A 12,314-nucleotide genomic window follows, 5' to 3' on the forward strand; every position below is an offset into this window, starting at 1 on the left:
GTTCAGACCACCACCAGGTTGTAGGCGACGAGCCAGACAAGCACTATTCCGACGGCGACGACGACGAGTGCGAAGTGTACCTTCCCGAGCCGACTCCACCCCGGAGCCGACCTGGCCGAGAACCCAGTCACGGCTGCTCCGATCAGCAGCAGACCAGCGACGACGGGAAGCGCAGTGACGGGACCGAGGAGCGGGTGAATCCCGACCCCGAACGCGATGCTGTCAGTAGCGAACATGTACACGAGTCCGGCGAACGTTCCGAGGACCGCGAGCGTGGCAGTGCCGGCGAAGAATCGAGCACTGGTAACTGTGGCCGAAAGTCGACGACCGCCGTCGGATCGGACGACGGTGGTGTCGCGGTCGTGCTCGATGTGCTTGGGACGTCGTCCTCGTCGCACTCGGCGATAGAGTGCGCTGACGGGCCAGCCTACCAGCCCGGAGAGGGCGACGAGGAGGCTCACTCCGAGGACCGCGAAGTGGACCAGTGGACGTTCCGTCGGACCGACCTTTCGAAGGTGGTCAGCGGGGAAGCCCGAGGTGACCAGGTAGGTCTCTCCGTCGTGGGAAACGAACGCGATTCGGTTGGCACCCTCCCGTGCCTCGAACACGTAGGGCTCGACTTCCACGTACTCAGCGATCTGACCGCCGATACTGAGCGAGAGGACGCCCTCGCCGACAGCCTGCACGGATATCACCTCGATGAGTCCCATGAACTTCGTGTGGTCCGTCTCCGAGACACGACTCAGTCGGTACTCACCGACGATTTCGGCCGCACGGTCGTCGAAACCGGGGACGATGCCGGTCAGCGAGGCGTCCTCGACCGGGAAGAACTCGTCCATGAACGCGGCGTACACTTCATTCCGGACGGTCGCGCCGCCAGGGGCGTTGAACGCCATGAAGACGCCGAACTCGTGGTCGGGAAGCAGCCACATGTCGGCGCTGAAGACGCTGTCGTCACCACCCTTCCCGAGGACGCGCTGGCCGTTGCGGTCGTACTCCTCGTAGCCGAAGGCCATACCCGGAACGTCGGAGGACCCACGGAACTGCGTGGCGTGGAGTTCGTCGACAGATCCGGAATCGAGGATACAGCGGCCGTCGACACAGCCCCCTTCGAGGTTCGCGCGGAGGAACTGCCCCATGTCGGCACCTGTGGTCGCGAACGACCCTGCGGGTGCCAGACGGACGTAGACCGGGTCGGCGACGACGAGCTCGCCGCCTTCGACGTGGTAGCCGGTCGCGAGGTCGGCCTGCAGGTCTGCGGGGAGTACCCCGACGGACGAAGAGTGGGTCATCCCGAGCGGCTCGAACAGTTCCTCCCGTGTGTAGGTCGCGTAGGCGCGACCGGACTGCCGTTCGAGCACGTAGCCCATGAGCGCCCAGCCGTGGTTGTCGTAGGTGGACACAACTCCTGGTTCCCGGACGCGGGCCGGAAGCTCCGTCTTCACGACCGTCTCCACCGTCGGGACGGCCGCGGGGTCGGTCGCGAGGACGCCGTCGTTCACGTAGTCGAAGCCCGAGGTGTGGGTCGCGAGTTGGCGGAGGGTGATGGGGTCGTCGTACGTGTCCGGGATGTCGACGTCGACGTACTCGGAGACGTCGGTGTCGAGGTCGACCTCCCCCGCTTCGGCGAGTTGCATCACGCCGGTGGTCGTCACGACTTTCGCGACGGAGCCGGTGTGAAAGACGGTCGTGTGCGGGTTGACCGGGGTCGCTGTCTCGACGTCTGCGTGGCCATACCCTCGCAGGAGGACGACTTCACCGTCGTGGACGACGGTCAGAACCCCCCCAGGGACGTCGTTGCGCGCCATGCTGGCGGGGAGTTCGCGGTCGAAGAACGCCTCGACCGCCGCCGGGTCGGTGACGTCGGAACCTGTGATGGATGAGACAGCCGATTCCGCTTGGCTGGCGCCAGCAGCGGGAGCGACTGTCGCCACGAGGAGCAACACGGCCAGCGCGAGACTGGCCAGACGAACGTGGAAGGTGTGGTGTTTTTTCATCGACAGGATGGACGAGAGAGGAGGGAATAACCGCTCCCAGAAGTGAATTTCTGCGTCTCACGGCCACCGCGAGGGAGGCGATCGAGTAGATCCGGATGGTCCGTTCGAGGGAGACAGGCAGATATCGAACGATTCCGCCACGAGCGGCGTCGAAGCCACCGAGGCCCCTATCGACGAACTCACCGGAGAAGGACCAACGTTCAGCGAACCGGACAGAAACCCACTTCTGGAGACGGTTATCGCCTGGGTCGGCGTCGAGAGGGTCGATGTCTACTCGATCCCGAACGGCCCTCCTCGCGGTCCTCGTCCTCGTCGTGTCCGCGGGGTGTCTCGCCAACGGCCCCGAAGAACCGAGCAATACCCCCACCGGGACGTGGGTCCAGGGAACTACCCCGTCCGACGGGAGTCCCCTGGTCCCGACGGACGCGGTCATGGAACGGTTCACCACGGGCGTCGGCGTCTGCGAACGCTCGAACGTCCCGGTGCGGATGAACACCTCCCAGAGCGCCTTGGAACCCAACGTCACGATAACTATCGACGGCGCCATCGCCGTCTCGTCGGCGAACCGACGTGCACCACCGCCGGGTCTCTCCGAACCCGAGCCGAACCGGTACGTCCTCTACGTCTCGACCCGACCGATTCCCGACACCGAAGAAGAGCCCTGTGACAGCCAGGGGCACGTCCCCTACGAGGCGATACTCGTCTTCCCACACGACTCGCTCGACGACTTCCACCTGACGATCGTTCACGACGACGAACCGGTCGCCACGTGGGGCAACGAGTCAGTCTGAGACCGCTTCGAGTTGTCAGTATAAGTTCGACGTGAAGAGTCAGCGCGAGTCCGCCGCGAGAAACGACCGCACCGCGTCGCTCACCTCTTCCTGTCCCATCGGTGAGAGGAAGTGCCGCTCGTCGGTGAGTACCCGCGTCTCGACCGGTCCGAGGAGCCACGCAATCGCGCGGTCGAGCGTCCGCTCGGGTGGGAAGAACGGGTCACCGTCGGCGACGACGACGAGCGTCAGTCCATCGAAGTCGGCCAGTGCGTCCGGACCGCCGGGCCCCGGAAACTCGGCGGACAGATCGCTCGTCCGGAGCGCCAGCGCCACCGTCTCGACGACGACGTCCGGCACGTCGTCGACGGGGGCACTGAACAGCGGTCCGAGCGCCCACCGAAGGAGCCGCCGGTTCGGAATAAGCCGGTAGGCGAGCGACGGGACGACGACCCGGGCCAGTGCGGGCGTAATTGCCGTCCCGAAGCCGGCAGGGACGACGAGGGCTGCCGCCGCCACACGGTCGGGAGCGACGGTGGCCGCCTCCAGCACCACGCCAGCGCCGTGGGAGAGACCGACCATCGGCGCGGCGTCGAGGTCGAACGCGTCGAGCACGTCGACGACCCACGCCCCGTAGTCAGCGGGCCGCTCATCGGCCGACAGTCCGGGCTCCCCAGGTGTGTCGGGGGCGACGAGGCGATAGTCGTCGGCGAGCGACTGCACCCACGCGAGGGTGACGGGCGTCGTGACGTTGCCACCCTGAAAGACGAGCAGTGGTTGCGCGTGCTCGTCGCCGGCGACGAGGCAGTGTGTCGGACCAGCCAGCGTATCGACCCACAGCGACTCGACGGAAACCGAGAGCAGGTCGTCGACCGCCCGGTCGTACAACGAATCGAATAGATTTGTCCCCCGTGACCGACTCGAAGAACGCTTCGGAGGAGACTGTGAAGCGGTCACTGCTCGACTCTCGTCTCGTCCGCGGCCTCCCGTTCGAACGTCACGTCGATTCGGGAGTGGACCTCTTCGCTCCGATGGTGGACTTCGCGGCCTGTTCCTTCCTGGTCCTTGTCGCTGTCTTCCGGTTCGTGGTCCTCACGGATCGTCGCGAGCAGCACCTCGTCACCTGCCCGAATGCGTTTCTCGACGACGACTGGCTCCTCGGAGAGCATGTCACCCGACTCCTCCATGAGGAAGGGGAGTCGCCAGAACGGCTCAGACTCCAGATTGACCCCGTGTTCGTGGTGGAACGACACGACAGCAGGGTCTCGCATCAGGTACATCCCGAGCGAGATCTGGCTATCTTTCGGACAGCGCTCGCACTCGTAGGCAACGAGGCTCACGTCGACGTCCTCGGTCTGGTGGCGTAACTCGGGGTCGACCCTCGAGTGGCAGTTCGTACAGATGCCGAGACGGAGCGTCTCGACGGTGAGCCGCCCCCAGTGGTCGAGTGCCACGTGGACCTGCTCACGTCCGTACTGCTCGAGGATTCTGGGGGGAACGTACGTGCTGAGTGTGAAGGTCGGACAGGTGGGACAGAACACCCTGGCGTGTTCGTCTTCGTAGGTCGCGAGCAGCGTGGCGTCGCAGTTGAGACAGGCGTCGCCGAACGCGTACGGTGGGACGCGGTCAGACGTGGTGTAACTCCCAGAGAGAATGGCACCGAGGACGAGCACCCCGGCACTCGACAGTCGATACCGGTTGTCGTCTTTCTGGACGAACCGACCGACGAGCTTGTTGAGGTGGTAGTTAAACTGTCCGCTGTCGCGCATCCCGACCGCAGCCTGCAACTCCGAGAACGTCGCTTCCCCGCCGGGGACCCCCCAGAGCGAGCGGACGATTCGCAATCTCGTCTCGTTCCCGAGGGTGGCGAAGGTCGCCGTCATCTCCTCGGCGGTGTCCGTTCCATCGGAGTGTTTGTTCGGTTCGTTCATTGGGAACAGATGGTCATACTGTGGCATGAAATTGTCGTCAGAACAACACGAACTGACTCGGTGGTTGGCGCCATCGATCGCCTTACGGATCACGTGCTTTCCGGTCGACGATGAGTACGAAGTCAGGCGATCAGTGTGCCTCGAAGTTCGCATCCGAGGCAACCTCAGTGTCCACGCCTCCGTCCGCTGCCTTCGGCTGGTTGACGTTCTCCGCACGGAGCTCAGTGATACCGAGCGAGGGGTGAATCCGGAGCGTCCCTTGTGTCAGCCGGGCGTATCCGAGGACTCCGAGCAACACGAGGGCCCCGGCGAGAATCCCGAGTAGACCGGCCTCAGGTCCGAACGCTCCGCCCGTCCAGATGGCGCCTCCTCGCCCGTTCCCCGCGAGGACGAGGACCTGCGCCGGTGCCTCGACCCCTGAGACGCGGTACCCGAGTAGCACCCCCAGTGCGACGTTCCACCCGAGGTGCAGCCCCACCGCGAGACCGATCCGACCGGTGAGGACGGTCGCGGCTCCGAGCGAGATGGCAATGAGCGCGACACTGATGGTCGAGCCCAGTGAGGCCCCACTGTTCATGAGGTGGACAGCACCGAACAGCAGGCTCGAGACGGTGACGGCCACGACCGCGGCCAACGCTCGACCTCGACCGGTGAGCCCCTCGACGATGTTCTTCAGGACGAACCCACGGAAGACCAGCTCTTCGGAGAGGCTGGCCACCCCGAACAGGATGAGGGACGCGACCAGCGCGAGCACGAAGCCTTCCGGACCGGCACGGAACGTGTCGACGATGACGACCACGTCGGCTCCGAGTTCGACGACGAGGACGGCCACCCAGACGACTACCGCCAGTGCCACGCCCACGACGAGGTCGCGCCACCACGCGTTCGCGCCCCGCATACCGTATTCCGCGACCGGGCGTCGGTCGACCCACCGGGCGACTGCACCGATGCCAATCACGGCACCGATGCCGAGGCCGACCGTGGAGCCGACGACGACGTACGCGAACGGCCGGTCGGGCCAGACCGCTGCTGCGAGAAGTTCGGCGACGAGCGTCCCTACGACCGCTAGGAGTGCGATCAGGAGGAAGCCGACGCCTACCCTGACAGGTGTCCGAGTGCGTCGGTCTCCATCGGTCCAGAGGAGTGATCTCCAGTGCATATCACTCGGACGTCGAAGGGTAAGATAACCTCTCACAGAAACGGATTTCTGTCCCATCGACGGTCGGACGAACGTCCCGTATGGGAGGAAGCTCCCGATCCGGAGCGGGAGTCGCCTCGATGGTGAACATCCTCAGCTTGCCCGGCTCCCTCCACGACAGAAATCCACTTCTGGGAGCGTAGATATCCTCGGGTGGCGTCTCCGTCACCGATGACACCAGTAATCGAGACGAGTGGGTTGACCAAACAGTACGGCGAGGTCCGTGCGGTCTCCGATCTGACGCTGACAGTGAAACCGGGAGAAGTGTTCGGCTTCCTCGGACCGAACGGGGCCGGCAAGTCGACGACCATCGACATGCTCCTCGATTACGTCCGACCGACCGCCGGGACCGTTCGCGTCTTCGGACTGGACCCGCGGGCAGACATTAAGGAAATTCACGCTCGCATGGGAGTTCTCCCCGACGGTGTCGCACTCTACGATCGTCTCACTGGCCGGCACCACCTCGAGTTTGCAATCGGAGTGAAAGGAGCCGACGACACCGTCGAGGACCTCCTCGACCGCGTCAGTCTCGACAGAGTGGCGGCGACCAGACGGGTCGGATCGTACTCACGGGGGATGCGCCAGCGCCTCGCGCTCGCGATGGCACTCGTCGGGTCACCGGACCTGCTCGTCCTCGACGAACCGCAGAACGGGCTCGACCCCCACGGGATGCGAGAGATGCGCGACATCATCTGCGCGGAAGCAGACCGAGGAGCGACCGTGTTCTTCTCGTCGCATATCCTCAGCGAAGTCGAGGCGGTCGCTGATCGCGTCGGAATCATGAATCGGGGCGTCCTCGTCGCCGTCGACAGCATCGATAGCCTTCGAACAGATCTCGAGGGTGGTGTCATCGTCGACCTCGTCGTCGAGGGGGCCGTCGACGAAGACGCACTCGCCGCGATCGACTACGTCACAATCGGCGTCGTGGGGCAGTCGCTCACCGTCGAATGTTCGCAAGACGTTCAGAAGTCGGCCCTGATCGCAGACATCGAAGCGACCGGTGTGACCGTTACAGATGTCGGGACTCGTCGGGCGTCGCTCGAAGACCTCTTCACGGCGTTCACTACCGACGTCGATTCTACCGACCAGTCGACGGTCGGCGCGGGCGTTCCCGAATCGGAGACAGACGAGACGCAGGAGGTGACCGCATGAACTGGACGTACGTCGCCAGGAAGGACTTCGCCGACGCCGTCCGCTCGAAGCTCGCGCTCTCGTTGCTGGCGCTGTTCAGTTTGCTCGCGCTATTCTCCGTCGCCGTTCCGCGCCTGATACTCGGGCCGGATGCGACCGTCCAGGAATCGCTGGGGCTGATCGCCGGACCCGTTCAGCTCGTTGTTCCGTTCGCCGCACTCGTCGTTGCGTACCTCGCTATCGCTGGTGAGCGAGAGTCGGGAAGTCTGAAGCTCTTACTCAGTTTCCCCCTCACACGCCGCGATGTCGTCGTCGGAAAACTCGTCGGTCGGAGTGGTGTAGTCGTGCTCGGTGTCGTCACCGGATTTCTGGTGTCGGCGGCACTCGTGGTCGCACTATACGGCTCGCTGCCCGTCGTCTCTTTCGCCGTGTTCGTCGGGGTGACGGCGCTGTTCGCAGTTGCATACGTTGGAATCGCTGTCGGGCTGTCGGGATTCGTCGCCAGTCGGGGACGCGCTATCGCGGCCGCACTGAGTTTCGTCGTTGTGATGGAGTTCTTCTGGGACCTGGTGCCCACTGGGTTGTACTACCTGCTGAACGGGGCGATGCCAGGTCAACAGCTCCCAGCCTGGTACTTCCTGCTCGACAGGCTCAGTCCGTCCGGCGCGTACACGTACGCTGTCGAACTCGTCGCTCGCGTTGGCGCCGCCGGTCTCGTCACCACGTCTGATTCGAGCGCAGAAACGGCTGCCGCGATTGCCCCGTTGGCCGACCGGCTCGTCGGGGAGGTCCCATTCTACCTTGAGGGATGGTCGGCTATCGCCATCCTCGTCCTCTGGGGGACTGTCCCTGTTGCACTGGGGTATCTACGATTCCGGCGTGCAGACCTCTGAATACCACCGAAGCCACGGTCACTGCTCGGTCGCCCGGTGAAGATCAACAACAAAAACAGGGGCTCGGAGGAAGGCCGGAATAACCCAACACTCGCTGCTGCATACAGCCTCTGTCTGTGTCACGCCATGCTTGTCAATCTCTGGGTATCTCGACAGAGTTTCTGTCGAAACCACAGTGTCAAGCCGTAGAAAAGAGGCTCTATCGAGCGGTCAGAACGGCGAAGATGGCCCGACGTCCGACTCGCCTTCACTCCCGCGTTCGACGTCACCGTTCCAGCCGTCGAATCCGCCGCGGAGACTGCTCACGTCGGCATCGACGTTCTGGTCGAGGACGGAGGCGACGCGCTTCGAACTCTTCCCGACGTAACAGGAGACGACCACTTCGTCGGGCCACTCTCGCTCGAATATCTGTGGGCCGAGCGTCGACGACGGGAGGTTCTCCGCTCCAGGGATGTGTCCCGACGTGTAGGACGACGGGTCTCTGATGTCGACGATGGCCACGTCGCGCTCGTCGTCAGCGAGTTTCTCGTGCAGTTCGTCCGGCGTCGTCTCGACGACCATATCGGTGTTCGTGGACCGAAGCGGCAAGTGTGCGTCGCTTTCGATATTCGGACCACTCCCGCCCGACACCGACAGGTCCGGTGTCGGTGACCGCTGTGCCGCGGGTTTATTCGGTGGCGACGCCAACGTCGAGGTATGACACTCTCACTCGACGCCACCCAACTCGACCGGTATTCGAGACACATCATCATGGACGAGGTCGGCCCGGAGGGCCAAGAGCGACTGCTCACCTCGCGGGTCGTCGTCGTCGGTGCGGGTGGCCTCGGGTCGCCAGTCATCCAGTATCTCGCTGCCGTCGGTGTCGGCGAGTTGGTCGTCGTCGACGACGACGTAGTCGAACGGAGCAACCTCCAACGACAGGTTATCCACCACGACGGAGACGTCGGCGTTCCCAAAGCCGAAAGCGCCGCCGACTTCGTCCACAACCTCAACCCGGACGTCCAGGTCGACCCAGTCCAAGCACGCGTCGACAAGTCGAACGTCCACGAACTCGTCGAAGGTGCAGACGTGGTCGTCGACGCGTCGGACAACTTCCCGACGCGGTATCTCCTCAACGACGTCTGTCGATTCGAAGGGATTCCGCTCGTCCACGGCGCGATATACAAGTTCGAAGGGCAGGTGACGACGCTCCTGCCAAGCGGGCCGTGTTACCGCTGTCTCTTCCCCGAGGCACCGAAACCGGGGACGGTCCCAGACTGCGCGACCACGGGCGTCATCGGCGTCCTCCCTGGAACTGTCGGGTGCATTCAGGCGACCGAAGCGGTGAAAGTCGTCCTCGACGTGGGCGAAGTCCTCGACGGCCGACTCATGTTCTACGACGCGATGGACATGACGTTCGAGACGGTGCCGTACCGGCAGAACCCCTCGTGTCCAGTCTGTGGCGAGAGTGGAGTGGACTCTATCGCCGACATCGACTACGTCGAGAGTTGCGCTATCAGTATCGAGTGACGAGGATACGACAGTCGCGTGGGGAGGCGAACCTGAATCTGGTCGGCACCCCGAGCGCGAACGCATCTGGTCCTCAAATCGTCACAGAGGATAGAGAGCTGCCGACAGACCTGATTTCCACGTCGTGGTAATCGTCGTCTCTCTTCATTGTACTGACACTCGAACTCGTGGCTAGGATGCCATTAGAAGAGACGTCACTGGAAGCGTTACAGAGTCGATTGGACGATGTCGAATCGAAAGCGGCCGCTCAGCGATTGATGGTGGCAATCGCCTACAAGCAGGGGCTATCGAAGGCCGAACTCACCGACTGGTACGGGTTCCCGGCACCCACCGTCGAAGAGTGGTTCGAGGAGTTCGAGTCCAACTCTATCGACGAAATCGTCGACGAGATAGAACGGTTCGAACTGCCCGGTCGGAGCGTCAAGCCGTTGGTCCGTCAACCGAACCGGTCCCGACTCACGTATCTCAATTACGAGGTGATACAGGACCAGGGATGGGACATCGACGACGACGACCTGTTCGAGAAGGCTTCGGCCGCCCACCTCGACTCAGAAGATTACGGCCGGATAGTGGTCGAACGAGGTGAGTCGATTCTCGAAGCGGTCGAACGGCGAGGATACAATTGGCCGTACGCATGTCGCGGAGGTGCGTGTTCCAACTGTGCCGTGTACCTCAAAGACGGTGAGATAGCGATGCCGGGCCAACAGATTCTCCCAGAAGACGCCATCGAACGAGGCGCCCGTCTCACCTGCGTTGGCGTCCCGGTCACCGACCACGTCGGGATTATCTACAACGCGAAGTACATCGACTTCCTCGACGAACTCCGACTGCCAGCGACGAGGTTCTCTAAATCGCTCTAATCTCCTCGGTCGCGCCAGAGAGCACCCCTCGTTCTGGGTAGGGGTCAGCGACCGAACTGAAACCCGCCGTCGGTGTCGTTGTCGCGTTCGACGGTGGTTTCTCGAAGAACCGACGCACCGCCGTCGGTTCGGGGCTCGACGCCTCTACTCGATTCGCCGCCGTCGGTCGCAGCGTGGACCTGCGTGAGTCGCTGGACTTCGTCCACTGCGCTCGCATCGCCCCCGACGAGTTCGTCGACCTGTCCCGCGAGTGCGTCGAGTGCGAGCGTCTGTTTGGACGTGGCGTCGGTGATGTCGGTGGTCGCTTCTTCGGCGGACTTGGCGTGGTCCTGTGCGATTTGAATCGTCGTCGTGACCTCCTCGATGTTCGTCGCCTGTGAGTCGGTCGCGCGGGCGACTTCCGTGATGCCGTTCGCCGCCGACTCCGACGCGTCGGCGATTTCGGTCAGCGACGAGAGGACGTCGGCAATCTCGCCGGATGCGACCTGAATCTGTTCGTGTGACTGCTCGGAGGCCATCACCGTCTCGTCGGCTTGTTCTTGAATCTCGTCGATGCTGTCGGCTATCTCTTCGGTGTGTTCGTGCGTCTGGTTGGCGAGTTGCTTCACTTCGTTGGCGACGACGGAGAAACCCTCACCTGCTTCGCCCGCACGGGCCGCCTCGATGTTGGCGTTGAGCGCGAGCAGATTCGTTCGGTCCGCGACTTCTGCGATGACTTCGACGACTTCTTCGATGGCGCCCATCCGCTGTTGGAGTTCCATCACGCTGTCGAGCAACTCGTCGGAGATGTCGATGACGTGGTCGGTGGCCGTCCGAATGCTCTGTCCTGCTTCGCGGCCGTTCTCTGCGGCGTTCCGTGCCTGGTCGGCCGCTGCGGCGACTTCGTCGGACGTCGCGGCGATTTCTTCCATGCTCGCCGAGAGGTCCTGCATCTCTTCGGACCCTTTCGAGAGCAACGCCGCCTGCTCTGTGACCTGTGATTCGATGTCGTCGGCCGCCGTCGCCGCATTCCGAATGGCGTCACCGAGGTCCGCCGTCGTCCCATCGACTTCGGTGGCGAGACGCTCGAAGCGTGCCGCCATCTGGTTGAGGTCGGTGACGACTCGCCGGGTTTCCTCGTTGAGAACACCGCGGTGGTCGTCGAACTCCGCGCGTGACGAGAGGTTACCGCTGGTCAGTCCGCCAATCGTCCTCGACACTTCTTCGACGAGTTCCTCAGAGGCTCGTTGTTTGTTCACGACGTCGGTGCGGTCGTGAACCGTCTCGACGACGCCGACGACGTCGTCACCGTCGAAAATCGGTTGGGCGGTGAACGCGATGTGTCGGTCGACACCCTTCCGGTCGGTCATCGTGCTCGTGTCGCGGTAGAGATACCGAGCGGGGTCGACGAGTTCGAGACCGTGTTCGTCCGCGGCCGTTCGTGGTGAGTCGAGTACCTTGTCTGCGAGCGTCTTCGCCCGGCGGCCGTCTGGGTAGAACAGTTCGCTCACGTGTTCCGACCCGAGTGCGTCCTCCGGTGGGGCGCCCGTCAGTTCTGTGATCGGTGCGTTCCACGCGATGACACGGTGGGCCGCGTCGAGGACGAACACCGGCGTCCCGACTCCGTCGAGTAAATCTCCGACACGAAGTTGCGCTGCTGCTGCAGCCACTGTCGCACTCTCGTCTGTCTGTACGCCCCCATCAGCACGTGCCCGAGCCCCGGCCCCCGGAACCAGCGACGCGAATCGCGAAAGCAGGTCCATGTGTCCGTGTGTCGAACAAAGGGGGCATAACCCTACTGCACAAATTATCAGAAGCGATATCTGCAGACGCCCCACAGAGAGCCCCAAAGTCCCGAACGACGGGCGAGTATCAGCGTGGAGAGAGAAAACGTCGAAGAGAATCGGCCGACGAGAGTTCAGTCCCACCGGCTGGTTCGTCGTCGGTGGTGACCACTCGGCGACGAGCACCTGCGTACCTTCGAGTGCACCCTCGGAACAAACTTCCCGTCCGAGTGCAAGGAGGCCAACCGGCAGGTGCCATCGT

Annotated in this window: 11 protein-coding genes; 5 read left to right on the forward strand and 6 right to left on the reverse strand. The window is 63.5% G+C overall.

The features are described 5' to 3' along the window. Positions 1 to 2 precede the first annotated feature (2 nt). Positions 3 to 1,997 (reverse strand): serine hydrolase domain-containing protein, encoded by a 1,995-nt coding sequence (locus GJR99_RS06650; protein ID WP_151110481.1) that lies wholly within the window; start codon positions 1,995 to 1,997, stop codon positions 3 to 5. Between the two features lie 266 nt (positions 1,998 to 2,263). Here GJR99_RS06650 and GJR99_RS06655 point away from each other — a divergent pair, with 266 nt between their 5' ends. Next, positions 2,264 to 2,788 (forward strand): hypothetical protein, encoded by a 525-nt coding sequence (locus tag GJR99_RS06655; RefSeq protein WP_151110483.1) that lies wholly within the window; start codon positions 2,264 to 2,266, stop codon positions 2,786 to 2,788. A 39-nt stretch (positions 2,789 to 2,827) separates the two neighbouring features. On the opposite strand, the gene GJR99_RS06660 is transcribed toward GJR99_RS06655, so the two are convergent. From GJR99_RS06660 to GJR99_RS06670, 3 genes are all read right to left on the reverse strand, one after another. Continuing rightward, entirely contained in the window at positions 2,828 to 3,655 is an 828-nt protein-coding gene (locus tag GJR99_RS06660) for an alpha/beta fold hydrolase (protein WP_154325953.1), read from the reverse strand. Between the two features lie 65 nt (positions 3,656 to 3,720). Next, positions 3,721 to 4,698, reverse strand: a complete 978-nt coding sequence (locus tag GJR99_RS06665; RefSeq protein ID WP_151110487.1) for an ArsR/SmtB family transcription factor — start codon at positions 4,696 to 4,698, stop codon at positions 3,721 to 3,723. Positions 4,699 to 4,828: 130 nt separating this feature from the next. Further along, positions 4,829 to 5,857 carry a CPBP family intramembrane glutamic endopeptidase gene (locus GJR99_RS06670; protein ID WP_191967083.1) on the reverse strand — a complete coding sequence of 343 codons (1,029 nt, stop codon included), beginning with the start codon at positions 5,855 to 5,857 and terminating at the stop codon, positions 4,829 to 4,831. A gap of 210 nt (positions 5,858 to 6,067) precedes the next feature. Between GJR99_RS06670 and GJR99_RS06675 the strand changes: the two genes are divergently transcribed. Then, the gene (locus GJR99_RS06675; protein WP_151110491.1) at positions 6,068 to 7,048 is read left to right on the forward strand and encodes an ABC transporter ATP-binding protein; all 981 of its coding nucleotides are present in this window, start codon (positions 6,068 to 6,070) and stop codon (positions 7,046 to 7,048) included. Further along, positions 7,045 to 7,920, forward strand: a complete 876-nt coding sequence (locus GJR99_RS06680; RefSeq protein WP_151110493.1) for an ABC transporter permease subunit — start codon at positions 7,045 to 7,047, stop codon at positions 7,918 to 7,920. The genes GJR99_RS06675 and GJR99_RS06680 overlap by 4 nt, the downstream gene beginning before the upstream one ends. A 210-nt stretch (positions 7,921 to 8,130) precedes the next feature. Here the strand turns inward: GJR99_RS06680 and GJR99_RS06685 are convergent, their stop codons facing one another. After that, on the reverse strand, positions 8,131 to 8,481 hold the full coding sequence (locus GJR99_RS06685) for a rhodanese-like domain-containing protein (protein ID WP_151110495.1): 351 nt from the start codon (positions 8,479 to 8,481) through the stop codon (positions 8,131 to 8,133). Positions 8,482 to 8,616: 135 nt separating this feature from the next. Between GJR99_RS06685 and ubaA the strand changes: the two genes are divergently transcribed. Both ubaA and fer read left to right on the forward strand, forming a co-directional pair. Further along, positions 8,617 to 9,429 (forward strand): SAMP-activating enzyme E1, encoded by an 813-nt coding sequence (gene ubaA, locus GJR99_RS06690; protein WP_151110497.1) that lies wholly within the window; start codon positions 8,617 to 8,619, stop codon positions 9,427 to 9,429. Between the two features lie 176 nt (positions 9,430 to 9,605). Beyond that, positions 9,606 to 10,289, forward strand: coding sequence for a ferredoxin Fer (gene fer, locus GJR99_RS17825; protein WP_151110499.1), 684 nt, complete (start codon positions 9,606 to 9,608; stop codon positions 10,287 to 10,289). 44 nt (positions 10,290 to 10,333) lie between these two features. On the opposite strand, the gene GJR99_RS06700 is transcribed toward fer, so the two are convergent. After that, entirely contained in the window at positions 10,334 to 12,031 is a 1,698-nt protein-coding gene (locus tag GJR99_RS06700; protein WP_151110501.1) for a methyl-accepting chemotaxis protein, read from the reverse strand. Positions 12,032 to 12,314 lie beyond the last annotated feature (283 nt).

Source organism: Haloferax marinum (assembly GCF_009674625.1).
GTDB lineage: Archaea > Halobacteriota > Halobacteria > Halobacteriales > Haloferacaceae > Haloferax > Haloferax marinum.